We start from the raw sequence: 23,107 nt of genomic DNA on the forward strand, positions 1-23,107 counted from the left end.
GGTGTCAAGGCTTGCGGCGGCCACCCAGCCACGCGAGCAGCGCACCGGCGCTGAACGCACCCGCGACGGCGCCGACGCCTGGCCCGCGCTGCACGGTGACGCTCTGCTCGAGCCGCACCGGCGGCGGGGGCGCGACGACCTTGCGCTCGTTCTCCTTCGCCGTCGCCGTCCAGGCGGTGACGAGCAGGAGGAAGCGCGAGACGAAGTTCGCGAAGACGAGCAGGCCGATGACCGGGCCGAACAGCGCGAACGCCGGCGACTTCGTGACGCTGGCCAGGTAGAACGTGGCGGCCTGCTGCAGGATGACGAACCCGACGGAGGCGAACACCGCGCCCTTGACCGCGCTGCGCAGCGCGACGCGTTCGCGCGGCAGGCGCGCGATGACCCAGAGGAAAACGAGGGTGTTGGCGGCCAGGCCGAGCACGATGGTCGCGATGCGGAGCAGGACCTTCGCCCAGGTCTCGTCGGCCAACCCGACGAGCCCGAGCAGGAAGTTCCCGACACCGCCGCCGATCGCGGTCAGCGCGAACGAGACGACGAGCGCGACACCCAGCCCGACCAGCGCGACGAGGTCCTTGAGCGTCTGCTTGACGATCGGCTGGGACTGCTTCTCCTGCCCCCACTGCGCGGTGAGCGCGTCCCGGAGGTTCGACATCCAGCCGACGCCGGAGTAGAGGGCGATGAGCAGACCGAAGATCCCGATCCCGCTGCCGGCTCCGATCGCGGCGTCCACGATGCCCTGGACGAGGCTGCGCAGGCCCGAGGGCACCGAGTTGTTGATGCTGTCTTTGATCTGGTTGATGATGTGCGGGTCATGGTTGACGACCAGCCCGACCACGGCGAAGGCGACCATCAGGATCGGGATGACCGACAGGACGCTGAAGTAGGTGATCGCGGCGGCGTAGTGGTTGCCGTACCGCTCGGTGAAGGCCTCGTTCGCCCGGATCAGGTGATCGAGCCACGGGTACTTCCGCCGCAGCCGCGGCAGGAGCTTTTCCTTCTCTTCGTTCGCCACCGTGAAACGCTAACCACGCCCGGTGACTCCCGCAACGCGAGCGGCTCACGTGAGGGAGGCGAGGAGGGCCGGGTAGGCGTCGGCTTCACGCAGGATCACAGCCCCGGGGCGCGTCGCGGCGTACTCGGCCACGCGGTCGTACGCCGCCGTCAGGTCTTCCTCCGTGAGGGGCGCCGCTGTCTCGATCTCCGACGAACCGCGTCCGGCGAAGCGCCGGCGGGTCTCCTCGCGGCCGGGCAGGAGCACGATCTCGTGGAAGCTCGCGCCGGTCTCGGCGGCCAGTGCTTCGAGCCGCTCGGCGAACCCCGGGCGGGCCAGCAGCTGGGGCACCACGACGTCGTGGCCTGCGGTCAGATGCGTGCGGGCCGCCGTCACCGCGAGGTCTCGCGCCAGCACGCCCGCCTCGCCCGGCGAAGAACGCCAGCCGCCGATCATTGCGCGGACGACGTCCACGTCCAGGGCGAGCGCCGGTGGGTGGGTGTCGGCGTAGCGCCGGGCGAGCGTTGACTTGCCGCTGCCCGGCGGGCCGTTCAGCAGGATCAGCTTCACCGCACCGGCGGCAGGAAACCGATCCGCTGGTACGTCTTGGCCAGCGTCTTCGACGCCACGTCGCGGGCGCGCTCCGCTCCCGCCGCGAGGACCTTGTCCAGCTCCGCGACGTCGTCCAAATAGGACTGCGCACGGTGTTGAATGGGGGTCACCCACTCGACGAACACCTCGCCGAGGTCCTTCTTGAGGTCGCCGTAGCCCTTGCCCTCGTACGCCGCCTCGAGGTCGGCGATCGTGCGGTCGGTCAAGGCCGAGTAAATAGTCAGCAGGTTCGAGACGCCCGCCTTGTTCTCGGCGTCGAACTTGACCTCGCGGCCCGTGTCGGTGACCGCCGAGCGGATCTTCTTCGCCGAACGCTTCGGGTCCTCGAGCAGCTCCACGATCCCGTTCGCGCTGGAGGCCGACTTGCTCATCTTGGCCGTCGGGTCCTGGAGGTCGTAGATCTTCGCCGTGTCCTTGATGATGTACGGCTCCGGCACGACGAACGTCTTGCCCAGCCGGTTGTTGAAGCGCTGCGCGAGGTCGCGCGTCAGCTCCAGGTGCTGGCGCTGGTCCTCGCCGACCGGGACCGCGTCCGCCTGGTAGAGCAGGATGTCCGCGGCCTGCAGGATCGGGTAGGTGAACAGGCCGACGCTGGAGCGGTCGGAGCCCTGCTTCGCGGACTTGTCCTTGAACTGCGTCATCCGGCCGGCCTCACCGAACCCGGTCTGGCACTCCATGACCCAGCTCAGCTGGGCGTGCTCCGGGACGTGGCTCTGCACGAACAGGGCGCTGCGCCGCGGGTCGATGCCGATGGCGAGCAGCTGCGCGGCCGAGACGCGGGTGCGCTGCCGCAGCACCTTCGGGTCCTGCTCGACGGTGATCGCGTGCAGGTCGACCACGCAGTAGAACGGCTCGTGGGTGTCCTGCAGCCGCACCCACTGGCGCAGCGCGCCGAGGTAGTTGCCGAGGTGGAACGAGTCGGCGGTGGGCTGGATCCCGGACAGGACCCGCGGACGGCGTTCGGCGACGGTCTGCTCTTCGGACACGGGAGGATTCTTCCAGGCCGGGCGGTGCGGCGGGTGCCGAGGGGGCCCAAGCTGGGGATTCTTCCAAGTCGCGCCACGGCCGGGAATCGCCCGCCGGGTAGCGCAACGGACGCCGCGCGACAGGTCAGGCGTGCGGGCGCTGCGTGAGGAACGGGCGGGTCGGCGTGGCCTCGGGCTCGCCGAGGACGGCCTCGGCCATCGCCGTGACCGGGCCGGGCGCTTCGGGGACCGCCGGGGCGGCCTCCGCGACGCGGGCCTTGCGACGCTGGCGCAGCACACCCAGCGTCATGCCGACGATGCCGAGCGCGACCGCGACCAGCCCGACCGGGCCGAGCACGCCGAAGCTCTCCGCGCCCGAGTCCGCCTGCGCGGTCACGACGTCGGCGAACGCGTTCCCGCCGCCGGCCAGGAGCAGCGCCGCCGGGACGAGCGCGACCACCGCGGCGGCGCGAGATGCGCGCAGCGTGGACCGCATCAGGGTTGGACCTGGGTTGCGCACCGGAGTGCCTCCCGCGATTGACGAGCGAAACGCTCACCCATACGAGTGAGACGCTGCATGCTGCTGGTCAAAAAACTACCGAGTGTGTCAAGACCCGGAGGCGCTGACCGACTCGGCGGCCGACACTAGCGCCCAACCGAGAACACGATCCGGGCACCCCCACGGTTCACATCGCCACCCGAGTGGGTGTTGCGGAAGACGGAACGCTCGTACAGAAAGTAGAGAATGACCGGTCACTGTCCGGCCGTCCGTCACTCGTTCATCGCAATCCGAGCTCACCCTCTGCCATTCGCCGCAGTCCCCACTGCTCCGATCGCGCGGTCTTATTCGGAAAACTATTAACACGAAAGTGATTGGTCTATACCTCTTGGTGTAACCCATTCGGCTCGGTCGGACCGCGCACGACCGGCGTGATCAAGAGGAGTCCCGAATGTCGATTACCCGGTTCCTGAAGCGCACCGGCGTGGCGGTGAGCGCGCTCGCCGCGGCGGCCGCCGCCGTCGTGCTCCCGGCCACCACCGCGTCCGCCGCGGCGGACGCGTCCTTCGTGGTCAGCGAGGCCCAGTTCGACCAGATCTTCCCGAACCGCAACAGTTTCTACACCTACAGCGGCCTGACCGACGCGTTGTCGGCCTACCCCGGCTTCGCCAACACCGGCGACGACACGGTGAAGAAGCAGGAAGCGGCGGCGTTCCTGGCGAACGTCAACCACGAGACCGGCGGCCTCGTCTACGTCGTCGAGCAGAACACCGCGAACTACCCGCACTACTGCGACGCGAGCCAGTCCTACGGCTGCCCGGCCGGCCAGGCCGCGTACTACGGCCGCGGCCCGATCCAGCTGAGCTGGAACTTCAACTACAAGGCCGCCGGCGACGCGCTCGGCATCGACCTGCTCGGCAACCCGTACCAGGTCGAGCAGAACGCGGCCGTCGCGTGGAAGACCGGGCTCTGGTACTGGAACACCCAGAGCGGGCCGGGCACGATGACGCCGCACGACGCGATGGTCAACCAGCGCGGCTTCGGCGAGACCATCCGCAGCATCAACGGCTCGATCGAGTGCAACGGCGGCAACCCGGCGCAGGTCCAGAGCCGGATCGACAAGTACACGCAGATCACCGGGATCCTCGGGGTCCCGGCCGGTGACAACCTGTCCTGCTGAGCCGGGCGCGGCGAGAAGGGCCTTCCCGGCAGACCGCCGGGGAGGCCCTTTTTCGTTTCACGCCTGGGGATCGAGGTGCCCCAGGAGCTTGCGCAGGACGTCGTCGAGCAGAGCCAGGTCCTTTTCGGACAGTCCGGACAGCAGCTCGGAGACGTTCGCGGTGTGCTCGGTCATCGCGGCGTCGACGGCGTCGAAACCCGCGTCCGTCAAGCGGATCCGGAAGCTGCGGCGGTCGTTCGGGTCCAGCGCGCGCTCGACGAACCCGGCCTTCTCCAGCCGGTCGAGACGGCTCGTCATGCCGGCGCGGGACATCATCAGCGTCGCGGACAGCTCGGACGGGATCAGCGTGTAGGGCGGCCCGGACCGGCGCAGCGCCGCCAGGACGTCGAACTCCCCGCGCTGCAGGCCGAACTTGCCGAACACCCGCTCCTGGGCCGGGCCGAGCACCAGCGCCAGCCGGCCCATTCGCCCGGCCACGCCGATGGCGGTCAGGTCGAGGTCGGGGCGTTCGCGGTGCCAGGCCGACACGACGGCGTCGACGGCGTCTTCGTCACTCACCCCGCTCACTCTATTCGACGTCGGCACTATTCGCTGCCTGATAGTTTGACAGCGAACTATCAGGCATGGAACCATCGTCGGCATGACGACATTGCTGGTACGCCACGACGAAGCCGAGCAGCTCGGCTCGACCCCCGACACGATGACCCTGCTCGCGGACGTCTCCCAGACCGGCGGGCACCTGAGCACGAACCGCGCGTCGCTGGGCCGCGGGCGCGACGGCGCGACGCCGCACTTCCACACCTCGTCGGCCGAGATGTTCTTCCTGCTGGACGGCGAGCTCGAGGTCCTGAACGGCGAAGACGTCGTGACGGTCCGGACCGGCGACATGCTGTTCGTGCCGCCGCACACGAATCACGCGTTCGGCGCGACGGCGCGGTCGGGCGCGGACTTCCTGATCGTCTTCACACCCGGCGTCGAGCGCTTCGAGTACTTCCGGATGATCGACCGGATCCGCCGGGGCGAGGCGTCGCCGGCGGAGATCCTGGCGACGCAGGACCGGTTCGACAACCACTTCGTGGACAGCGCGGCCTGGCGCGCCGCCCGCGCGGCCTAGATGTCGTAGGTGGCGGTGACCGGCGCGTGGTCGGACCAGCGCTGGTCGTAGGCGGCCGCGCGCTCGACGACGACGTCGACGACCTTCTCGGCAAGGCCCGGGGTGGCGAGCTGGCAGTCGATGCGCCAGCCGGAGTCGTTGTCGAAGGCCTGGCCGCGGTAGGACCACCAGGTGTACGGGCCGGGGCCTTCGGGGTCGAGGCGGCGCTGGACGTCGGTGTAGCCGGCCTCGGTGTACACGCGGCCGAGCCAGGCGCGTTCCTCGGGGAGGAAGCCGGAGTTCTTGCGGTTGCCGCGCCAGTTCTTGAGGTCGACGGTGTCGTAGGCGATGTTCCAGTCCCCCACGACGACCACCTCGCGCCCGGCCGCGGCGGCCTTCGCCCGCAGTTCGACGAGGTAGGGCAGGAACGCGGCCATGAAGCGTTCCTTTTCGTCCTGGCGCTCGGTGCCGACGTCCCCGCTGGGCAGGTAGAGGCTCGCGACCACGACGTCCGGCAGGTGGACTTCGAGGTAGCGGCCGCTGTCCTCGAACTCGGGTTCCCCGAAGCCGATCCGGACCTCTTCGGGCTCGGTGCGGCTGTAGACGGCGACACCGTTGCGTCCCTTGACCGCGGAGGGGGCGTGCACCGCGAACCAGCCCTCGGGCGCGACGACCTCGGCGGGGAGCTGCTCCGCCGTGGCGCGCACTTCCTGGCAGCAGACGACGTCGGCCTTCGTGGCGGCGAGCCACTCGACGAAGCCCTTTTTGGCGGCGGCGCGGAGGCCGTTGACGTTCACGGTGGAGACGGTCAGCACCTGCTGCACGCTACCGGCTCGCGTTTCCCGGACCGGTGGCCGCTCTGCCAGACTGCCGGGCATGGGTGAGCTGACGGTGCTCGGCAGCTGCGGCGCGTTCCCGGAGCCCGGGCGGGCGTGCGCGGGATTCCTGTTGTCGCACAACGGGTTTCGCGTCGTCCTCGACCTCGGGTACGGCGCGGCGTCGCGCCTGTTCGCGCACGGGCTGCCCGACGCCGTGGTGGTGACGCACGAGCACCCCGACCACTGCGCGGACGTGAGCGCGCTCGGGCGGGCCTGGCACTACACGGTCCAGGCCGGCAGCGGGTCGCCGCGGTTGCCGCTGCACTGCACGCCCGGCACGCTCCGGCGCCTGGAGGCGATGGAGCCGCGGCCGCACCCGGCGGAGCTGTTCGAGGTGCACGACCTCGGCTCGCCGGCCGACGTGGGACCGTTCCGGCTCACGACTTACGAGCTGCCGCACTACCTGCCGAACTTCGGCGTCCGGCTGACGGCGCCCGGGCTCACGGTGGCTTACACCGGGGACACGGGACCGTCGCCGGCGTTGGCGGACCTCGGCCGCGACGCGGACCTGTTCATCTGCGACGCCACCCTCCGCACCCCACCGGCGGAGGGAGAGCCCCGCTTCTTGATGACCGCGGCCGAGGCAGGCCACTGGGCAGCCGAGGCCGGAGCGCGCCGGCTCATGCTGACCCACTTCTGGCCGGGCACCGACCGAGCGGCGGCTGCCGCCGAGGCCCGCACCGAGTTCGGCGGCGAGGTGCTGGTCGCGGAAGAGGGTCTGACCGTCACGCTTTGACGCTCGGGAGTGGTTGCCCTGGGCTGGCACCGCGGAGCGCCCGCGCTGCCATGGCCGGGAAGCTCGCGCACGCAGCCGACCTCGGTCCGCCGAGCGCCACCTCGCATGTCGATGCCGAGCCTGCGCGCCGACGAGACCGGGGGCGCGCTGACCTGGCACAGCCTGCGCGCGGCCACGGCCGAGCACTCGCCTACGCAGCCAGCCTCGACCCGCCGAGCGTCACCCAGCACGCTGATGCCGAACCTGTGCGCCGACCAGACTTGGAGTCGCGCTCCGCAGGCCCGGCAGGCGCGGAGGGAGTTCGCCCTCTCGCTCCGACCCCCGTCCGAGCGCGGTCCCCAGGTTTCCTCCTCCGGCACCCGCCGAGCCGCCGGCACACCCACCGCCCGCGGAACTCCCCCTGGAGACCCCGCGGACACCGCCTCAGCCCATGCCGCATTCAGTTGTCGTCCGCCCCCGGACGTTCGGCCACACCTCCGCTCACCTGCGTTTTCCGGCTCGCCAAGTTCTATCAGCGACCACCGACAAAAAACGCGCCTCGAAGCCACCCGCGCGCGTTCGCCGGGCTTGAGACGAGTGAGAACTCAGCAGGCGGACCCGGCGACCGGCTCGGTGAACGCGGCGGCCACCCACTTGTCGTCGGCCACCTTCCGGAAGCCGTTCTGCACGCCCGGGAGCGCGTCGAACTGGGCGTCGCGCAGGTACTTGCCGACGATCTTCGCGTTGCCGTCGGCCGTCTCGCGGGCGTTGAGGACGTCCGCGGTCACGGTCACCTTGCAGCCGGTCGCCGAAGCGCCCGAGGCCTGCTTGTCCGTGTTCACCACGTAGACCAGGACGACCAGGACGATGGCGCCCAAGATGAGCAAAGTCTTCTTCGACATGCCTTCCTCCAACCGCGTGCCCCGTCCCACGCCAAGGGTAGGCAATCCTTTACCCGGACCGACAGCGCCGGACGCAGCAACCACCCGGAGGCGCCAGTCCGCATCCCCCGCCGGTGACGCACCGTGTACGAAAAAGGCCCCCTTCCCGGCGAACCGGAAAGGGGGCCCTTCGACCACGCTCAGCCCTGGGCGATCTTCTTGGCCAGGTTGTCGTCCAGCGTCGCGAGGAACTCCTCGGTCGTCTGGAACGGCTGGTCCTTGCTGATCAGCAGCGCCAGGTCCTTCGTCATCTGGCCGGCCTCGACCGTCTCGACGACGACCTGCTCCAGCTTGTTCGCGAAGCCGATCAGCTCCTGGTTGCCGTCCAGCTTGCCGCGGTGCTCGAGGCCCCGGGTCCACGCGTAGATCGACGCGATCGGGTTCGTCGACGTCGGCTTGCCCTGCTGGTGCTGGCGGTAGTGCCGGGTGACCGTGCCGTGCGCGGCCTCGGCCTCGACGGTCCGGCCGTCCGGCGTGCGCAGCACCGACGTCATCAGGCCGAGCGAGCCGAAGCCCTGCGCGACCGTGTCGGACTGGACGTCACCGTCGTAGTTCTTGCACGCCCAGACGTAGCCGCCCTCCCACTTCATCGCCGCGGCGACCATGTCGTCGATCAGGCGGTGCTCGTAGGAGATGCCCTTGGCGTCGAAGGCGGCCTTGAACTCGTTCTGGAAGATCTCCTCGAACACGTCCTTGAACTGGCCGTCGTAGGCCTTGAGGATGGTGTTCTTGGTGGAGAGGTAGACCGGCAGGCCGCGGTCGAGGCCGTACTGCAGCGACGCGCGCGCGAAGTCCTCGATGGACTTCTTGAAGTTGTACATCCCCATGGCGACGCCGCCGCCCTCGGGGAACTTCGCGACCTCGAACTCCATCGGCTCGGAGCCGTCGTCCGGGGTGTAGCTGATGGTCAGCGTGCCCGGGCCGGGGACCTTGAAGTTGGTCGCCTTGTACTGGTCGCCGTGGGCGTGGCGGCCGATGATGATCGGCTTCGTCCACGTCGGCACCAGGCGCGGGATGTTCTGGATGACGATCGGCTCGCGGAAGATCACGCCGCCGAGGATGTTGCGGATCGTCCCGTTCGGGGACAGCCACATCTTCTTGAGGCCGAACTCTTCGACGCGCGCCTCGTCCGGGGTGATCGTGGCGCACTTGACGCCGACGCCGTGCTTCTTGATCGCGTTCGCGGAGTCGACCGTGACCTGGTCGTCGGTGCGGTCCCGCTCCTCGATGCCCAGGTCGTAGTAGTCCAGGTTCACGTCCAGGTACGGGTGGATCAGCTTGTCCTTGATGAACTGCCAGATGATGCGGGTCATCTCATCGCCGTCGAGTTCGACGACGGTGCCCTGGACCTTGATCTTGGCCATGAGCAGCGGTGCTCCTTCCGCGGATCTTCGCGTTCTTCTTTTAAGTCTCGCCGGTAGCGGTACAAGCGTACTGCTTGACCGTCCTGGATGGTTCCAGTAGTGGCCGGTATCAAGTCTCCCCCGGCCGTTTGTGGCCAGGGTCACCGGGCACGACCTGCCGTTAGGCCGATCCGACCGCTCGCCGAGCGAGCGTCGCGCTTCCGGGTGAACCAGGGCACGATGCCATCCGTGAACTCATCATGCGGGAGGTGACGGCCATGTCGACCCATCGGTACGCCGAGTACGAAGACGACTACGAGGACTACGAAGACCCCGAGAACACCGCTGACGTGCTCGACGAGCGGCCGCGCCGTGGCGTCGCCCACCTGGTCAGCGCGCTGAGCGGCCTGCTGCTCACGCCGGTCGCGCTGGGCCTGCTGAGCTGGGGCGGGCTGCGCCAGCAGCAGCTGGTCCAGGCGACGCTGAGCACCAACCGCGACTCGCTGGGCATCGCGCTGCTGGCCGGCGGGGCGATCCTGCTGCTCGTCGTCGCGTCGCTCGGCGCGCTGTCGGCGGTCGGGCCGATCCTCGGCGGGCTGATCTACGGCGTGCTGCCCGGCGTCGCGGCGATGGCCGTGCCCGAGTGGGGCTTCCGGCTGGTGAACCTCATGCCGAAGAGCGACATCGCGTACGGCGTCATGGACTTCCTCTTCATCGGCGGCCTGCTCGGCGTGGGCTTCCTGCTGGTCGGCAGCGGGCTCGCCAACGCACTGGTGCGGCGGCGCCGGGAGGCCTGAACCACGCCGGTGGGATCATCGGCCGATGGGGTTGTTCACCGTCGCGGAGGCACGCGACGAACTGGCGCGGCTGCGGCCGGTCCTCGACGAGCTGGTGCGAGTCCGGGCCGACGCGGCGGAGCTCGCGGCATCACTGCGCCCGGGCGGGCGGGAGACCGAGCTGGGCGGCCTGCCCGAGTGGAAGGCCGCGCAGGCCCGGCTCGACGACCTGATGACGACCGTCCAGCGCACCGGCGCCGAGCTCAAGGGGTTCGCGCCGCTGCTGGTCGACTTCCCGGCCGAGATCGACGGCACCGACGTGCTGCTGTGCTGGCTCGAGGGCGATCGCGAGCTGGGCTGGTACCACCGCGCCGACCTGGGTTTCGCCGGCCGCCGGCCGCTGAAAATCACTGGTCGAGCGGACTAGGTTGGGTGCGTGGACCACGCATCGAGAGCTGCCCTGTTCGACGGTACGGCCGAGCACTACGACGAAGACACCTTCCACGCCCAGGTGGCGGACGAACTGGTCGCGCCGCTGCCACCCGGGCCGGGGCTCGTGCTGGACGTCGCCACCGGGACGGGCTTCGCGGCGTACGCGGCGTTGCGGCTGAAGCCCGCTCGGGTGCTGGCCGTCGATCTTTCGCCGGCGATGCTCGCGAAGGCGTCGGCGAAGGCCGCTTCGCTGGACCCCGCCGGGGTGATCACGTGGCAGGTCGGGCCGGCGGTGCCGATGCCGGCGCCGGACGGGTCCGCCGACGTCGTGCTGTGCGCGTCTTCGCTGCACTTCCTGGGCGCCGTGGCCTTCGCCGACTGGCTGCGGGTGCTGCGGCCGGGTGGGCGGCTGGCGTTCTCGGTGGTGTCGGGGGCGCGCTTCCAGCCTTCGGGTCCGTTCGCGGCGTTCGTGCCGGAGGACTTGTCGTTCCCGCTCGACGAGGCCGGCGCGGCGGCACTGGCCTCGTCGGCGGGGTTCGTGGACGCCTCCGCCCGGACGTTCACGGTCGACGGCGGGGACCGGGTGCGGAGCGTCTTCCTGGTGCACGCGACGGCGCCGTGAACCTGGAGCGGTTCGCGGACGGCCGAGCCGCCGGTCGCCGGGCACTGCATCGAAGAGCCGTCGAGCTGGGAAGACGACGGCGTGTGGACTGCCGAGTTCTTCGCGCCGCTTCGGATCCGCGTGAGGGCCGCCGTGTTCAGGCTGACCGGTTACGGGACGGGCGGCGAAGCGGGCGCGCGAGCCGCGTGTGGTCTGGCAACTGCGTCTTCCGGCCCGCCGACTGGGTCGCCTGGGTAAACGCTGCCGCCGGTGGAGCGGCTCAGGCCGTGAAGTGGACCTCGCCGCGGGTCGCCGGGCCGTCCGGGCTGTCGCAGCGCTGGACGAACGTCGCGTCGAGGCCGGTGACCGTGCCGTCCGCCGCGCGGTCCAGGCGGTCCAGGGTGAAGTCCGCGTAGACATCGCCGCAGCCCAGGCCGCCGCTGACGACCAGGAAGCCCGGCGTGTCCGTCGCCGGGTCCTCGGTCCAGCGGAAGCGCGCACCGGTGTACGTGCCCGTGTGCAGCGCTTCGCCGGCCGGCGGGCTCATCTCGACCCGCAGGTCGGTGAACCCGGACTGGACGTCGACCTTCAGGATTCCCGCGTTGACCCACACGCGGACCTCGTCGCCCGGCCCGGCGTAGTGCGCGGTGCCGTGCAACGGGTGCGAGCCTTCCTCCGCGACGTAATCGACCGTCTGCACCGGGTCCGCCGAAGCGACCGGCACGAGCGCCAAGCCCAGCCCGGCCGCCGCCGTCAGGACCACGCACGCACGACGAAGTGAATTCACGGAACCTCCCCATCCCGAGGCCGCCGGTGCGGCATCACCGATCATGCTGCCAGCGCTCCGCGAACCGGGGAAAGGGCTCAACGGTGCAATGAAGCGCCCTTGAGGATCTTGTCCACCGCGTTCTTCGGGCCGTGCACCGCCAGGCCGGCCAGCGCCAGCTTCTCGCCGGGCACCGCGCGGACCGCCGCCCGGTTGTCGGCGTCGTTGCCCGTGTGGAACAGCTCGTCGGTGAAGATCGAAAACCGCAGGCCGCGGCCGAGCGCGCGGGTGTGCGCCGCCGTCAGGACGTCGGCCGGGCCCGAGAACACCATCACCGGCTGGCCGAACATCGGCAGGTATTCGGTGTCGTCGGCGTCGAGGTACGGCTCGCCCATCAGCTCCGGCGTCACGTGGGCGATGCCGCTCACCAGGAACGCGGTGACGTTGAGCCGCTGCCAGGACGCCAGGTCGTCGCGGAGCAGGACGGCGATCTTCGTGTCGAAGGAACTCATGCCGGACAGACTCGCCCGCCGGCCACGCCCGCGTCTTGTACGTTCTTGACATGGAGGCGCGCGTCTCGGCTTGGCGGCCGGCGGTCCCGGGGATCGCCGAGGTCTTCCACGCGCGCTTCTTCACGCACGCGTACCCGCTGCACACCCACGACACGTGGACGCTGCTGATCGTCGACGACGGCGTCATCCGCTACGACCTCGACCGCCACCACCACGGCGCGCTCGGGCCGGCCGTGACGCTGCTGCCGCCGAACGTCGCGCACGACGGGCGCGCCGCGACCAGCCACGGCTTCCGCAAGCGCGTGCTCTACCTGGAGACGTCGGTGCTGGGCGAGGACCTCGTCGGCGCGGCCGTCGACCAGCCGAGCGTCGCCGACGGGCTGCTGCGCACGCGGATCCACCAGCTGCACGCGTCCCTGGCCGAGCCGGGCGACGCGCTCGAGGCCGAAAGCCGGCTCGCGCTGGTGGCCGAGCGCCTGCGCGACCACCTGGGCCGGCCGACGTCCCACGAGCCGAAGCGCGGGCTGGCCGACGACCTGCGCGACCTCCTCGACGCAAGGCTGCCCGAAGCGCTGACGCTGACCGAAGCGGCGTCGACGTTGGGGGCGCACCCAGCGCATCTGGTCCGCTGCTTCGGAGCGCGGTTCGGGTTGCCGCCGCACCGCTACCTGACCGGCCGCCGCGTTGACCGCGCGCGCCGGCTGCTGCTGGACGGCGCCCCGGCGGCGGAGGTCGCGGCGGTCACCGGGTTCACCGACCAGGCGCACCTCACGCGGCACTTCAAGCGGTACCTGGGCACGACGCCGTCGCGGTACTCGAAGGCCCGTTGACCTGCCGGCCGCTTGTGTCAAGATGACCGCATGCTGCGCGAACTGCACCTGACCGGCGACCCGGCCGCCGACAAGCTGCTCAACGACGACCCGTTCGCCCTGCTCGTCGGCATGCTCCTCGACCAGCAGTACCCGATGGAGCACGCGTTCGCCGGTCCGCGCAAGATCGCCGACCGGATGGACGGTTTCTCGCTGGCGAAGATCGCCGGCACCGACGTCGAAAAGTTCGTCGAGATGTGCGTGGTGCCGCCGGCGATCCACCGGTACGGCGGTTCGATGGCCCGCCGCGTCCACGCGCTCGCGCAGCACATCATCGAGAACTACGACGGCCGCACCGAGGGCATCTGGCTCGACGGCCGCCCGAAGCCCGACGGCCCGGAAGTCCTGAAGCGGCTGCGGGCGCTGCCCGGGTTCGGCGAACAGAAGGCGAAGATCTTCCTGGCCCTGCTAGGCAAGCAGCGCGGCATCACCCCGAAGGGCTGGCGCGAAGCGGCCGGAGCGTACGGGGATCGCGGCTCGCGCCGGTCGATCGCCGACGTCACGAGCGCCGAGACGCTCGCCGAGGTCCGCGCGTTCAAGAAGGCCGCCAAGGCCGCGGCGGCCTCGGGCTAGCGCACCACCTCGCCGCTGGGGGCGGCGCGCGTTGCCTTCCGCGACCGTCCACTCTGGACCGTTGTCGACGTCGAGGCACAGGGCGTCGAAGCGGCCGGCACACGCCTCGACCACCGTTCGGCTTCCTCACAGCAGTCCAGCGAGTTTGTACAGCACCAAACTCCCCGCCACCGCGACGTTGAGACTGGCGCCGGTGCCCACCATGGGGATCTCGACGACGGTGTCCAGCAGGTCGAGAGCTTCGGGCGGAATACCGGTCTGCTCGTGGCCGAGCACGGCGATCGTGCGGCCGCGGGCGGCGGGGAGATCCCCCAGCCGCACCGCTTCCTCCGCCAGCTCGACGCCGACCACCCGCGTGCCGGCCGCCCGTTCGCGGGCGAGCCAGCCCGGCGGATCGTGCACCCAGTGCACGCATGCCGGGCGCCGCAACGTGTTTCCGCGCCGCAGCGCCTCGGGCACCCACGGGAATCGCGGCACCGCGAGGCACGCGCCCACCGCGTCACACGTGCGCAGGAGCGTGCCGAGGTTCGCGCCGTGCAACGGCCAGAGCGGGGCGGCCACCAGGTGACCCCAACAGGAATGTGCTTTGTTCCGCCGGGAGTTCCGCAGTTCGCGGGGTGTGCGGACCCGGACAGCGGGGCTCACCGGCGCCGAGGCGCGGCGCCTCCGAATTCACTGGTCATCCCCGGATTCTAACCCGTTCGCCGGGACCGCGGGACGATCCGCGCTCCTACCCTGGATTCGGAGGTGAAGGCCATGCACGCCGGAGTGGGAGACGAAATCCAGGTACACGGCCGTACCGTCGGATCGGCCGAGCAGCGCGGTGAGATCCTCGAAGTCCGCGGGCCCGACGGCGCCCCGCCCTACCTGGTGCGGTTCGCCGACGGGCACGAAGCGCTCGTCTACCCCGGGCCCGACTGCGAAGTCCAGGCCCGCGCCGACTAGACGGCGACCTCTTCCCGCGGAGCGCGGACCCGGCCCCACGCGGTGCCCACGAGCACCAGCGCCACCAGGGTCAGCGCCGCCGCGACCTCGGGCAGCACCAGCGGGCCGGCGGACGTCAGCACCGCGCCGCCGATCACGCCGGACAGCCCGACGCCGAGGTAGATCGCGGACGCGTTGAGCGACAGCACCAGACCCGCGTGGCCCGGGGCCAGCTCGATCAGCCGGTGCTGCACCGGCGGGCTGAACGACCACGTCGCCATGCCCCACACGAACAGCGTGACGCCGGCCGCGATCGGGGTCGCCGTCGCGATCGGCAGCAGCGCCATGACGACGGTGATCGCGGCCGTCACGACGAGCAGCGGCGCGCGCGAACCCCAGCGGTCGGCCGCCCGGCCGCCCGCGAAGTTGCCGACCGCGCCGCCGACGCCGTAGCAGAAGAGCAGCACCGTGACCGCCGTGCCGTGGAGGCCCGCGGTCGCGGCCAGCAGCGGGGACACGAACGTGTAAACCATGAACGCGGCGAGACACCCGAGGACCGTCACGGCCAGCATGACGAGCACGCGCGGGTCGCGGCCGGCGGCGAACCGTTCGGCCAGGGTGACCCGCGGCGGCGCGGCGACCGACGGCAGCGCCATCCGCACGGCCAGCGCGCTCGCCAGCGAGAACGCGGCGACCAGCGCGAACGCCGTCCGGTAGCCGAGGTGCTGCGAAATGAGACTGCCCAGCGGCACGCCGAAGATGAGCGCGACGGTCAGGCCGCCGAACACGAGCGCGATCGCGCGGCCCCGGCGTTCCGGACTGGTCAGCTGGGCCGCGACGGCGCTCGCCGCGGGGGTGAACACCGCGGCGCCGATCGCGGTCACCACCCGGGCCAGCAGGAGCGTGCCGTAGCCGGGCGCGAGCGCGGCGAACAGGTTGCCGGCGGCGGTGACGACGAGGGCGGCGACCAGCAGCGTGCGGCGTTCCCAGGTGCCGGTGACGGCGGCGAAGATCGGGGAACCGATGGCGTACGCGATGGCGAAGGCGGTGACGAGCTGCGCCGCGGCGGTGGCCGAGACGTGCAGCTCGCCGGTCAGCGCCGGCAGCAGCCCGGCGACGATGTACCCGCTGGTCCCGACGCCGAACGCGCCGAAGGCCAGCACCGAGATCCTCGAGGACGAGGGTGTGGACATGGGTGGGTCCCCCAAGCGGAACGGGTGATTGGTTCGACGAACGTCGTAGTTCGACCATCACCGTACTACGACCCTCCGACAATTTCGACCGGCGTCGTACAATGGACTCATGGCCAAGACCGCCGCACTGCCGCCGATCGTCCACCCGACGCTGGACGAGATCACCGTCGAAGGGGTGCTCCGCGCCCTGGCCGACCCGGTGCGGCTGGGTATCGTCCGCCAGCTCGCGGCGGCGGACCGCGAGCTCGCGTGCGGCGCGCTGACCGTCCCGGTGACCAAGTCCACAATCACCCACCACCTGAGCATCCTGCGCCAGGCCGGCATCGTGGCCGGCCGCCAGGAGGGCACGACCCGGTTCAACTCGTTGCGCCGCAACGACCTCGACGCCCTGTTCCCGGGCCTCCTGAACGGCGTTCTCGCCGCTCCGCGCTGATCGCGGCGTTACGGTGTGGATCGTCACCCGCTATCGGGATGACAACACCCCCCTTCCCTTGTTGGACTGTGGGTAGGACAGCCGACGGCGCTGGGGCCGCAGGGCTGTCCTCTTTTGTGTCCATGAACTGAACCGATCCAGTACTCAACTCTGGAACGGTCGAGTAATCGTTTACCCACCCTGGAAGGAGTGCCGTGCCCGTCGCGCTGCTCGCGCTCGCCATCGGAGCTTTCGGCATCGGGACCACCGAGTTCGTCATGATGGGCGTGCTGCCCCAGGCGGCCGCCGACTTCGGCGTCGACATCCCGACCGCCGGCTACCTCATCTCCGCCTACGCCCTCGGCGTCGTCGTCGGCGCCCCGCTGCTCACCGCGGTCGCCGTCCGGCTGCCGCGCAAGACCATGCTGCTGGCCATGATGGGCCTGTTCACGCTGGGCAACGCCCTGTTCGCGCTCTCCCCCAACCAGGAGTTCGGCGTCGCGTTCCGGTTCCTGGCCGGGCTGCCCCACGGCGCGTTCTTCGGCGCCGGTGCCGTGGTCGCCTCCAGTCTCGTCGGCCCCGGCCAGCGCGCCAAGGCCGTGTCGATGATGTTCCTCGGCCTGACCCTGGCCAACGTCATCGGCGTGCCGCTGGGCACGCTGCTGGGCCAGCAGGTCGGCTGGCGCGCCACCTTCGGCGTCGTCGCCGTGATCGGCCTGGTCGCCGCCGCGGCCATCGCGAAGCTGGTGCCCCACCAGGGCCGGCCCGCGGAAGCCTCGCTGCGCACCGAGCTCGGCGCGTTCAAGCGGCCGCAGGTGCACCTCGCGCTGGCGATCGTCACCTTCGGACTCGGCGGCGTCTTCGCCTGCCTGTCCTACATCACGCCGATGCTGACCGACGTCGCCGGCTACTCGCCGTCGAACGTCACCCTGCTGCTGTCGCTGGCCGGGGTCGGCATGACGATCGGCAACCTGCTCGGCGGCCGCCTGGCCGACCGCGCGCTGATGCCGGGCCTGTACGCCGCGCTGCTGGCGCTGGCCTGCGTGCTCGGGATCTTCACGATCACCGCGCAAGGCAAGGTCGGCGCGGCGATCACGATCTTCTTCGTCGGCGTCGCCGGGTTCATGATCGGCCCGATGATGCAGGCGCGGATCATGGAGAAGGCGGGCGGCACTCCGTCCCTGGTGTCGGCCGCCGTCCAGTCCGCGTTCAACATCGCCAACTCGATCGGCGCCTACCTCGGCGGCCTGGTGATCGCCGGCGGCCTCGGCCTGGTCGCCCCGAACTGGGTCGGCGCGCTGCTGGCCGTCTTCGGGCTGTCGCTGGCGATCGTCTCGGGCACGTTGGACCGCCGCGAAGCCCGCGCCGGACGGCGCGAGCCGGCGATGGCGTCCTAAGAGGAGGCGAGCGGGCCGCCGATGATCGTCAGGGCCACGTAGAGCACCGCGGCCGCGAGACCGGCGTAGGTCACGATGTCGACGACCTTGCCGCGGATCGCGAGCAGCCCGGCGCGTTCCGTCGGCAGCACCGCCCGCAGCACCCCGGCGAGGAGGAGCGCGGCGCCGATCAGCGCCGCGCCCTCCCGCCAGTGGTACTGGACGATCCGCAACGCGGCGACGGCCACCACCAGCAGCACCACCGCGAGCGGGAGCTGGGCGAACCGGGCCGGCCGGCTCCGGCGGTCGTGGACGTCCCGCCGGTCCTCGGTCATGGTCATCGGCCCTGGACCGAGCGCTCCGCCGCTTCGACGACGTTGCTCACGAGCATCGCCCGGGTCATCGGGCCGACCCCGCCCGGGTTCGGCGAGATCCAGCCGGCCACCTCGGCCACGTCCGGGTGAACATCGCCGGTGAGCTTGCCGTCCACGTGGGACACGCCGACGTCGAGCACCGCGGCGCCCGGCGCGACCATGTCCGGCGTGATGATCCCCGGCACACCGGCCGCGGCGACCACGATGTCCGCCCGGCGGACCTCGGCGGCGAGGTCGCGCGTGCCCGTGTGGCAAAGGGTGACGGTGGCGTTCTCACTGCGGCGGGTCAGCAGCAGGCCCAGCGTCCGGCCGACGGTGATGCCGCGGCCCACGACGGTGACGCGCGCGCCGTTCAGCTCGACGCCGTGGCGCTTGAGCAGCTCGATGATCCCGTACGGCGTGCACGGCAGCGCGCCCCGCTGGCCGAGCACGAGCCGGCCGAGGCTGACCGGGGCGAGGCCGTCGGCGTCCTTCTCCGGGTCGATGCGCTCGAGCACGCGGTTCGCGTCGAGGTGCTTCGGCAGCGGCAGCTGGACGATGTAGCCGTGGCAGGCCGGGTCGGCGTTCAGGTCGTCGATGACGGCCTCGAGCTTCTCCTGGGTGATGTCGGCCGGCAGGTCGCGGCGGATCGAGTTGACGCCGATCTTGCCGCTGTCGGCGTGCTTCATCCGCACGTACGAGTGCGACCCGGGGTCGTCGCCGACCAGGACGGTGCCCAGGCCCGGCGTCACCCCCTTCGCGGCCAGCGCCGCGACGCGCGGCTCGAGCTCCGCGAAAATGGCGTTCTTGGTGGCCTTGCCGTCGAGAATCTTCGCCGTCACGAGGCCCATTCTGGCAAAGCGACCCCCGCGCGTCGCTTCCAGGCGCGGGTGGTGGCAGCCCGTAGAGTGATCGTCACCCCACACGGTCCACTCGCGACGCTGCCCGCGATCGAGCTGTGATCTACCGCACGTCGCATCACCCGAGGTCAGGCCGGGTGCGATCGGATCGCCGAGCGGCAAAACCCACATGCGGGGTGCACTCGCGCGCGCGAACAGTCAAAATGTCCCCGTGGCACAACCGACGACGCAGCTGAACGCGACCGAGCAGGACACCCTGGTCAAGCAGATCGGACTTGCCCTGCTGCGTGCCGCCCCGCGCGACTGGCGCAAGGTCTCCGCGGAGTACCGAGCCGTCGGGAGGTACCACGAGCTCACCGGCGAGATCGTCACCGAGGACGGCACGGTGCACGAGTGGCTCGCGACGCACGACATCGCGACCCTCTTCGGCAGGCTCCGCGGCGGCATGTACCGCGACGGCCGCGGAACGTGGTTCAACGCGCGCTACCAGCTCGACCACCCGTCCAGCTACAACCTCGAGTACAACCGCGACGAGCCGGTGTGGAACCTCGCGCCGCCGCCGCAGGCCTACTCGGACGAGCTGCGGATGTTCCCGCGCACCGAGGACAACGTCCCCGAGTGGCTGATCCGGCGGATGTCCGGGCTCGGCCCGGAGCAGCCGGGGCCGCACTTCCGGATCGCCCGGATCTTCGACACGATCGGCCCCGCCGGCCGCCCGGTGATCAACCGCCCCGACCTCGAGGTCGAGGAGCAGGACCGGCTGCTGGAGTACCTCGACCACGCGCCGCTGGTCGTCACCGAGCGCGGCTACGACATCGACCGGCTGGCCGCGGCGCCCGAGGCCACCGTGCCGGTCGCCTTCCACAGCGACGGCCAGTGGATCTGGCCCGCGGCGGTCAACTTCTACCTGCGCAAGTACGGCGTTTCGCCCGAGTCGGACCTGGTCGAGCACGTCCGCGCGGTCGGCTTCAAGCTGCCGCCGGTCGACGAACCGACGCTGCAGGCCGCCGGCGCGTACCTGACCCGGGGCAACCAGCCGCCCCCGCAGCAGCAGCGCCCGGCCGGGCCGCCGCCGCAGGGGACCCCTCCCCAGGGTCCGCCGCCCCAGCAGCAGGCGCCCGCGGGCCCGCCGCCGACCATGGTCGCGCCGGCGGTGCCGGCCGGGCCGCCCCCGCAGCCGCCCGCGCCGGTGGAAGCGGCAGCAAGCGCCCCTGAGCCGGAGGCCCCGGCCGAGGAGCACGCCTACGCCGAAGAGGGCGAGTTCGCCGAAGAGGGCTACGACGACCAGGAGTTCGACGACCGCTTCGCCGAGGAGGACTCCTACGGCGAGGAGGAGTACGGCCACGCCGCCGGCTCCAACGGCACGTCCCCGGAGCCGGGCCGCGTGCCCGACCTCGAGGAGACCGCGGAGTACGTCCCCGACCAGCCGATCGGGCACGAAGAGGAGCCGCACGACGGCGTGGCCCTGTCCTCGCACGAAAGCGAGGGCGGGTTCGACGACGAGCACGCGCCGGAGCCCCCCTCCCACCGCGAGGACGACGCGCGCCCCGCGTTCGACGCCGGTGCCCACCGGGACGACGAGCCGGCGCACGCGGCCTTCCAGCCCGATCAGGAGCAGGCCGGCGAGTTCCGGCCGGCTCAGGACGAGCCGGCGCACGCGGCGTTCCAGCCGGGCCAGGGCCGCCGTGAAGACGAGGCGGCACCAAGCGGGTTCCCGGGCCGGCCCCGGCCGGACGAGGCGCCGCGCGGTGGCTTCCAGCCCCCGGAGCGGCCCGCGTTCGACCCCGGTCCGCCGACCATGCTCACCCAGCCCGAGGTGCCCGGCGTGCTGCCGGTGCCGGAGCCGCCGGCGCCCGAGCCCGCTCCCCGCTCGGGCCGGCGCGCGCTGCGCCGCGAGACCCCGGACCACCCCGTGCTCGCCGGGCTGCAGGCCAAGCTGGACGAGCTCGAAGTGCCCGAAAGCGGCTACAAGCTGGGCGAGCCCGCCGAGCACGGGTGGAGCGTCGAGCAGGTCGACGACGGCTGGCGCGTCGGCTGGTACGACGGCAAGCTCAGCAACCCCGCGGTGTTCGGCGACGCCGAGGACGCGGCCGCGTTCATGCTCGGCAAGCTGCTGCTCAACCCGGAGGGCCACGTGCCCGAGGAGCCGCCCGCTCCCGAGCCGGAGCCCGAACCCGAGCCGGAACCGGAACCGGCGCCGCAGCGGGTCGTCGCGACGCTGTCGCCGGAGGTCGCGACCGGGTCGTACCCCGTCCGCAAGCCGGAGCCGGTGCCCGCCCAGGAGCAGACGGCGTTCACGAGCGCCGAGGAGCTGTTCGGCGACCTCGAGGACGACGAGCCGCCGGCCCCGCCGCGCCAGCCCGCCCCGCCCGCGCCGGTCCCGGCCGGGCCGCCGCCGTTGGCGCAGCAGCAGGCCGGCCCGCCGCCCGCGGCCCCCGCGCCGCCCCGGCGTGAGCCGCCGTCAACGCCGACCGTCCTGGCGGCCCCGGTGCCGCAAGGTGCCCCGCCGCTGGGTGCTCCGGGCGCACAGCCGGCGCCGCCGGTACCGCCCGCGCCACCTGCTCCGCCGCGTCGTGAGGAGCCGGCCCGGCCGGCCGTCAACGGCGGTGGTGGCGGTGGCCAGCAGCAGTGGCCGATCGGCCCGATGGCCGGTGAGCCGCCGCTGACGCTGTTCCGCGGCAAGGAGCTGCGCGAGCTGCCCGCGGGCAGCGAGCTGGACCGCTTCGGCGGCCCGAACGGCAACCTGACGTACGCGGCGGGCACGCCGTTCGCCGAGCGGTCGCTGGTCCCCGAGTGGGTGAACCGGCCGTACCACGTCTACCGCGTGCAGCGGCCGCTCGAGGCGCTGGCCGGCGTCGCGATCCCGTGGTTCAACCAGCCGGGCGGCGGGTCGGCGTACCTGCTCCCGGCGTCGATCGAGGAGCTCGTCGCCGAGGGCGACCTGATCGAGCTCGACCCGGGCGAACCCCCGATCGACTGAATTTCCGCGAAGGCCCGGCAGCTCATCTGCCGGGCCTTCGTGCTTTCAGCGGACTTTTCAGCGGATGACGAGCCCGTGGGCGGCGGCGAAGGCGATGGCCGTCTCGACGTCGACCTCGGCGCCTCGCAGATCGGCTTGGACCAGGGCGTTCGCGTCGATACGCGCGCCGCGCAGGTCCGCACCGTCGAGCTTCGCGGCCTGGAGGCGGGCGCCGGTCAGGTCGCTGCCGCGCAGATCGGCGCCGGCGAGGTCGGCCTCGGTCAGGTTGGCTTCGCGCAGTCGCAGCCCGGACAGGCCCAGCTTGCGCAGCCGCGCCTTCGCGAACGACGCCAGCGAGAGGTCGCACTCGGTGAGGGCGATGCCGCCGAACCCGCACTCGGCGAACGACGAGCCGAGCAGCGAGCACGACGTCCAGCGGCTTTCGACGAGCACCGAGCGGTCGAAGGTGCACGAACGGAACGCGGACGCGTCGTGCCGCGAGCGCGACAGATCGGCCCGGCTGAACACGCAGTCGTCGAAGGTGCAGCCGCGCGTGCGCAACCCGCTCAGGTCCGCCCCGGTGAAGTCGCACCCGGTGAACCGGCGCTTTTCCCACCACTGCCCGGACAACACCGCTTCGCGGTAGTCCTCCCCGGTTTCCAGCACGGCCCCAGGGTGCCACACCGGCGACGCGGGGCCGCAACCGTCCACTATGGACGACCGTTGACCAGGTCCGCGCCTTGGACGTAGGCCATCGCCTCGAGGTACTCGGGCAGCTGCGCGCGGCGCGCCATCTCAGCTTCGTCCAGGTTCTCCAGCCGGGTCTGGATCCACCACAGGTTGCCGAACGGATCCCGCACGCGGCCGACGCGGTCGCCGAAGAACAGCACCGTCTGCCGGGTGACCTCGGTAGCGCCGGCTTCGACCGCGCGCCGCTGGGTCTCTTCGCTGTCCGGCACGTACAGCCGCAGGTAGGCCGGGGTGTCCGCCCAGTCGTCCGGCGAGTCGAACGCCATCACGACCGCGTCGCCGATGCGGACCTCCGCGTGGCCGATCTTCCCGTCCTCGCCGACGACGCGGCCGAGCTCTTCGGCGTCGAAGGCCTGCTTCAAGAAACCGAGCAGGCCGGCGGTGTCGTGGCCGATGATCCACGGCGTGACCGTCGTGTAGCCCTCGGGAACCATGTTTCCTCCTCAGCAGGTGTGGTCCCGACGGTAAGAGTGAAATAGGACAGTTCTTGACCGCTCGGCCCAGCCCCGAAAACGACGTGAGCTTTCCCGG

Annotated in this window: 28 protein-coding genes; 12 read left to right on the forward strand and 16 right to left on the reverse strand. The window is 71.4% G+C overall.

All coding sequences use genetic code 11. The features are described 5' to 3' along the window. Positions 1 to 4: 4 nt before the first annotated feature. The 4 genes from yhjD to AB0M83_RS17325 all read right to left on the reverse strand — a co-directional run bounded on the left by yhjD (position 5) and on the right by AB0M83_RS17325 (position 3,067). Positions 5 to 1,015, reverse strand: coding sequence for an inner membrane protein YhjD (yhjD, locus tag AB0M83_RS17310; protein WP_364518044.1), 1,011 nt, complete (start codon positions 1,013 to 1,015; stop codon positions 5 to 7). Between the two features lie 45 nt (positions 1,016 to 1,060). Beyond that, on the reverse strand, positions 1,061 to 1,564 hold the full coding sequence (locus tag AB0M83_RS17315; protein ID WP_364518046.1) for an ATP-binding protein: 504 nt from the start codon (positions 1,562 to 1,564) through the stop codon (positions 1,061 to 1,063). Beyond that, positions 1,561 to 2,592 (reverse strand): tryptophan--tRNA ligase, encoded by a 1,032-nt coding sequence (gene trpS / locus AB0M83_RS17320; protein WP_364518048.1) that lies wholly within the window; start codon positions 2,590 to 2,592, stop codon positions 1,561 to 1,563. Before trpS ends, AB0M83_RS17315 begins: the two co-directional genes overlap by 4 nt. 124 nt (positions 2,593 to 2,716) lie before the next feature. Next, positions 2,717 to 3,067 carry a hypothetical protein gene (locus AB0M83_RS17325; protein WP_364518050.1) on the reverse strand — a complete coding sequence of 117 codons (351 nt, stop codon included), beginning with the start codon at positions 3,065 to 3,067 and terminating at the stop codon, positions 2,717 to 2,719. A gap of 454 nt (positions 3,068 to 3,521) precedes the next feature. On the opposite strand from AB0M83_RS17325, the gene AB0M83_RS17330 reads away from it, so the two are divergent. Then, entirely contained in the window at positions 3,522 to 4,250 is a 729-nt protein-coding gene (locus tag AB0M83_RS17330; protein WP_364518052.1) for a chitinase, read from the forward strand. Between the two features lie 57 nt (positions 4,251 to 4,307). Here the strand turns inward: AB0M83_RS17330 and AB0M83_RS17335 are convergent, their stop codons facing one another. Next, the gene (locus tag AB0M83_RS17335) at positions 4,308 to 4,808 is read right to left on the reverse strand and encodes a MarR family transcriptional regulator (RefSeq protein ID WP_364518054.1); all 501 of its coding nucleotides are present in this window, start codon (positions 4,806 to 4,808) and stop codon (positions 4,308 to 4,310) included. 82 nt (positions 4,809 to 4,890) lie between these two features. Between AB0M83_RS17335 and AB0M83_RS17340 the strand changes: the two genes are divergently transcribed. Further along, positions 4,891 to 5,364, forward strand: coding sequence for a cupin domain-containing protein (locus AB0M83_RS17340; protein WP_364518056.1), 474 nt, complete (start codon positions 4,891 to 4,893; stop codon positions 5,362 to 5,364). Here the strand turns inward: AB0M83_RS17340 and AB0M83_RS17345 are convergent. Continuing rightward, positions 5,361 to 6,167, reverse strand: a complete 807-nt coding sequence (locus AB0M83_RS17345; protein ID WP_364518058.1) for an exodeoxyribonuclease III — start codon at positions 6,165 to 6,167, stop codon at positions 5,361 to 5,363. The genes AB0M83_RS17340 and AB0M83_RS17345 overlap by 4 nt on opposite strands. Positions 6,168 to 6,219: 52 nt before the next feature. On the opposite strand from AB0M83_RS17345, the gene AB0M83_RS17350 reads away from it, so the two are divergent. Further along, positions 6,220 to 6,957, forward strand: coding sequence for an MBL fold metallo-hydrolase (locus AB0M83_RS17350; protein WP_364518060.1), 738 nt, complete (start codon positions 6,220 to 6,222; stop codon positions 6,955 to 6,957). A 584-nt stretch (positions 6,958 to 7,541) separates the two neighbouring features. Here the strand turns inward: AB0M83_RS17350 and AB0M83_RS17355 are convergent. Together AB0M83_RS17355 and AB0M83_RS17360 are read right to left on the reverse strand one after the other, a co-directional pair. Then, positions 7,542 to 7,838, reverse strand: a complete 297-nt coding sequence (locus AB0M83_RS17355; RefSeq protein WP_364518062.1) for an SH3 domain-containing protein — start codon at positions 7,836 to 7,838, stop codon at positions 7,542 to 7,544. A 179-nt stretch (positions 7,839 to 8,017) separates the two neighbouring features. Continuing rightward, complete coding sequence (locus tag AB0M83_RS17360; protein WP_364518064.1) at positions 8,018 to 9,241, reverse strand: NADP-dependent isocitrate dehydrogenase; 1,224 nt, start codon at positions 9,239 to 9,241, stop codon at positions 8,018 to 8,020. A gap of 257 nt (positions 9,242 to 9,498) precedes the next feature. On the opposite strand from AB0M83_RS17360, the gene AB0M83_RS17365 reads away from it, so the two are divergent. Genes AB0M83_RS17365 through AB0M83_RS17375 form a run of 3 tightly spaced genes read left to right on the forward strand, consistent with a single transcriptional unit; the run spans position 9,499 to position 11,050 of the window. Next, complete coding sequence (locus AB0M83_RS17365) at positions 9,499 to 10,017, forward strand: hypothetical protein (RefSeq protein WP_364518066.1); 519 nt, start codon at positions 9,499 to 9,501, stop codon at positions 10,015 to 10,017. Positions 10,018 to 10,042: 25 nt separating this feature from the next. Next, positions 10,043 to 10,423, forward strand: coding sequence for a DUF2203 domain-containing protein (locus tag AB0M83_RS17370; RefSeq protein WP_364518068.1), 381 nt, complete (start codon positions 10,043 to 10,045; stop codon positions 10,421 to 10,423). A gap of 9 nt (positions 10,424 to 10,432) precedes the next feature. Beyond that, the gene (locus tag AB0M83_RS17375) at positions 10,433 to 11,050 is read left to right on the forward strand and encodes a class I SAM-dependent methyltransferase (RefSeq protein WP_364518070.1); all 618 of its coding nucleotides are present in this window, start codon (positions 10,433 to 10,435) and stop codon (positions 11,048 to 11,050) included. A gap of 259 nt (positions 11,051 to 11,309) precedes the next feature. Here the strand turns inward: AB0M83_RS17375 and AB0M83_RS17380 are convergent, their stop codons facing one another. Both AB0M83_RS17380 and AB0M83_RS17385 read right to left on the reverse strand, forming a co-directional pair. Further along, on the reverse strand, positions 11,310 to 11,816 hold the full coding sequence (locus tag AB0M83_RS17380) for a hypothetical protein (protein WP_364518072.1): 507 nt from the start codon (positions 11,814 to 11,816) through the stop codon (positions 11,310 to 11,312). A gap of 77 nt (positions 11,817 to 11,893) precedes the next feature. Continuing rightward, positions 11,894 to 12,307, reverse strand: coding sequence for a DUF2000 domain-containing protein (locus AB0M83_RS17385; RefSeq protein ID WP_364518074.1), 414 nt, complete (start codon positions 12,305 to 12,307; stop codon positions 11,894 to 11,896). Positions 12,308 to 12,357: 50 nt separating this feature from the next. Here AB0M83_RS17385 and AB0M83_RS17390 point away from each other — a divergent pair, with 50 nt between their 5' ends. Both AB0M83_RS17390 and AB0M83_RS17395 read left to right on the forward strand, forming a co-directional pair. After that, on the forward strand, positions 12,358 to 13,137 hold the full coding sequence (locus tag AB0M83_RS17390) for an AraC family transcriptional regulator (protein WP_364518076.1): 780 nt from the start codon (positions 12,358 to 12,360) through the stop codon (positions 13,135 to 13,137). A 30-nt stretch (positions 13,138 to 13,167) separates the two neighbouring features. Continuing rightward, a complete protein-coding gene (locus AB0M83_RS17395; RefSeq protein WP_364518078.1) occupies positions 13,168 to 13,749 on the forward strand; it encodes an HhH-GPD-type base excision DNA repair protein in 582 nt (193 codons plus the stop codon). A gap of 126 nt (positions 13,750 to 13,875) precedes the next feature. Here AB0M83_RS17395 and AB0M83_RS17400 read toward each other — a convergent pair whose 3' ends face one another. Next, positions 13,876 to 14,310 (reverse strand): TrmH family RNA methyltransferase, encoded by a 435-nt coding sequence (locus tag AB0M83_RS17400; RefSeq protein ID WP_364518080.1) that lies wholly within the window; start codon positions 14,308 to 14,310, stop codon positions 13,876 to 13,878. A gap of 195 nt (positions 14,311 to 14,505) precedes the next feature. Between AB0M83_RS17400 and AB0M83_RS17405 the strand changes: the two genes are divergently transcribed. Further along, positions 14,506 to 14,694 (forward strand): DUF1918 domain-containing protein, encoded by a 189-nt coding sequence (locus AB0M83_RS17405; RefSeq protein WP_364518082.1) that lies wholly within the window; start codon positions 14,506 to 14,508, stop codon positions 14,692 to 14,694. Here the strand turns inward: AB0M83_RS17405 and AB0M83_RS17410 are convergent. Continuing rightward, positions 14,691 to 15,866 (reverse strand): MFS transporter, encoded by a 1,176-nt coding sequence (locus AB0M83_RS17410; RefSeq protein WP_364518084.1) that lies wholly within the window; start codon positions 15,864 to 15,866, stop codon positions 14,691 to 14,693. The genes AB0M83_RS17405 and AB0M83_RS17410 overlap by 4 nt on opposite strands. Positions 15,867 to 15,975: 109 nt before the next feature. Here AB0M83_RS17410 and AB0M83_RS17415 point away from each other — a divergent pair, with 109 nt between their 5' ends. After that, positions 15,976 to 16,299, forward strand: coding sequence for a metalloregulator ArsR/SmtB family transcription factor (locus AB0M83_RS17415; RefSeq protein WP_364518086.1), 324 nt, complete (start codon positions 15,976 to 15,978; stop codon positions 16,297 to 16,299). 194 nt (positions 16,300 to 16,493) lie between these two features. Then, positions 16,494 to 17,675 carry an MFS transporter gene (locus AB0M83_RS17420; protein WP_364518088.1) on the forward strand — a complete coding sequence of 394 codons (1,182 nt, stop codon included), beginning with the start codon at positions 16,494 to 16,496 and terminating at the stop codon, positions 17,673 to 17,675. Here AB0M83_RS17420 and AB0M83_RS17425 read toward each other — a convergent pair. Next, complete coding sequence (locus tag AB0M83_RS17425; protein ID WP_364518090.1) at positions 17,672 to 17,995, reverse strand: DUF3017 domain-containing protein; 324 nt, start codon at positions 17,993 to 17,995, stop codon at positions 17,672 to 17,674. The two genes, AB0M83_RS17420 and AB0M83_RS17425, sit on opposite strands and share 4 nt — an antisense overlap. After that, positions 17,992 to 18,849 (reverse strand): bifunctional methylenetetrahydrofolate dehydrogenase/methenyltetrahydrofolate cyclohydrolase, encoded by an 858-nt coding sequence (locus AB0M83_RS17430; RefSeq protein ID WP_364518092.1) that lies wholly within the window; start codon positions 18,847 to 18,849, stop codon positions 17,992 to 17,994. The genes AB0M83_RS17425 and AB0M83_RS17430 overlap by 4 nt, the downstream gene beginning before the upstream one ends. A 187-nt stretch (positions 18,850 to 19,036) precedes the next feature. Between AB0M83_RS17430 and AB0M83_RS17435 the strand changes: the two genes are divergently transcribed. Beyond that, positions 19,037 to 21,847 (forward strand): glycohydrolase toxin TNT-related protein, encoded by a 2,811-nt coding sequence (locus tag AB0M83_RS17435; RefSeq protein ID WP_364518094.1) that lies wholly within the window; start codon positions 19,037 to 19,039, stop codon positions 21,845 to 21,847. Between the two features lie 57 nt (positions 21,848 to 21,904). Here AB0M83_RS17435 and AB0M83_RS17440 read toward each other — a convergent pair whose 3' ends face one another. Together AB0M83_RS17440 and AB0M83_RS17445 are read right to left on the reverse strand one after the other, a co-directional pair. Next, on the reverse strand, positions 21,905 to 22,492 hold the full coding sequence (locus AB0M83_RS17440; RefSeq protein WP_364518096.1) for a pentapeptide repeat-containing protein: 588 nt from the start codon (positions 22,490 to 22,492) through the stop codon (positions 21,905 to 21,907). Positions 22,493 to 22,536: 44 nt separating this feature from the next. Then, positions 22,537 to 23,010: a VOC family protein gene (locus tag AB0M83_RS17445; RefSeq protein ID WP_364518098.1), complete on the reverse strand. Its 474-nt coding sequence runs from the start codon at positions 23,008 to 23,010 to the stop codon at positions 22,537 to 22,539. Between the last annotated feature and the right edge of the window lie 97 nt (positions 23,011 to 23,107).

Origin of the sequence: Amycolatopsis sp. NPDC051106 (assembly GCF_040682775.1) — a bacterium.
In the GTDB taxonomy this organism is placed as follows: Bacteria; Actinomycetota; Actinomycetes; order Mycobacteriales; family Pseudonocardiaceae; genus Amycolatopsis.

Bases quoted from the DNA above. Each gene is read 5' to 3' on its own strand.
- AB0M83_RS17325 (WP_364518050.1), bottom strand. From the start codon at position 3,067: ATGCGGTCCACGCTGCGCGCATCTCGCGCCGCCGCGGTGGTCGCGCTC.
- AB0M83_RS17330 (WP_364518052.1), top strand. From the start codon at position 3,522: ATGTCGATTACCCGGTTCCTGAAGCGCACCGGCGTGGCGGTGAGCGCG.
- AB0M83_RS17340 (WP_364518056.1), top strand. From the start codon at position 4,891: ATGACGACATTGCTGGTACGCCACGACGAAGCCGAGCAGCTCGGCTCG.
- AB0M83_RS17350 (WP_364518060.1), top strand. From the start codon at position 6,220: ATGGGTGAGCTGACGGTGCTCGGCAGCTGCGGCGCGTTCCCGGAGCCC.
- AB0M83_RS17355 (WP_364518062.1), bottom strand. From the start codon at position 7,838: ATGTCGAAGAAGACTTTGCTCATCTTGGGCGCCATCGTCCTGGTCGTC.
- AB0M83_RS17360 (WP_364518064.1), bottom strand. From the start codon at position 9,241: ATGGCCAAGATCAAGGTCCAGGGCACCGTCGTCGAACTCGACGGCGAT.
- AB0M83_RS17365 (WP_364518066.1), top strand. From the start codon at position 9,499: ATGTCGACCCATCGGTACGCCGAGTACGAAGACGACTACGAGGACTAC.
- AB0M83_RS17370 (WP_364518068.1), top strand. From the start codon at position 10,043: ATGGGGTTGTTCACCGTCGCGGAGGCACGCGACGAACTGGCGCGGCTG.
- AB0M83_RS17385 (WP_364518074.1), bottom strand. From the start codon at position 12,307: ATGAGTTCCTTCGACACGAAGATCGCCGTCCTGCTCCGCGACGACCTG.
- AB0M83_RS17390 (WP_364518076.1), top strand. From the start codon at position 12,358: ATGGAGGCGCGCGTCTCGGCTTGGCGGCCGGCGGTCCCGGGGATCGCC.
- AB0M83_RS17395 (WP_364518078.1), top strand. From the start codon at position 13,168: ATGCTGCGCGAACTGCACCTGACCGGCGACCCGGCCGCCGACAAGCTG.
- AB0M83_RS17405 (WP_364518082.1), top strand. From the start codon at position 14,506: ATGCACGCCGGAGTGGGAGACGAAATCCAGGTACACGGCCGTACCGTC.
- AB0M83_RS17410 (WP_364518084.1), bottom strand. From the start codon at position 15,866: ATGTCCACACCCTCGTCCTCGAGGATCTCGGTGCTGGCCTTCGGCGCG.
- AB0M83_RS17415 (WP_364518086.1), top strand. From the start codon at position 15,976: ATGGCCAAGACCGCCGCACTGCCGCCGATCGTCCACCCGACGCTGGAC.
- AB0M83_RS17425 (WP_364518090.1), bottom strand. From the start codon at position 17,995: ATGACCATGACCGAGGACCGGCGGGACGTCCACGACCGCCGGAGCCGG.
- AB0M83_RS17435 (WP_364518094.1), top strand. From the start codon at position 19,037: ATGCGGGGTGCACTCGCGCGCGCGAACAGTCAAAATGTCCCCGTGGCA.
- AB0M83_RS17445 (WP_364518098.1), bottom strand. From the start codon at position 23,010: ATGGTTCCCGAGGGCTACACGACGGTCACGCCGTGGATCATCGGCCAC.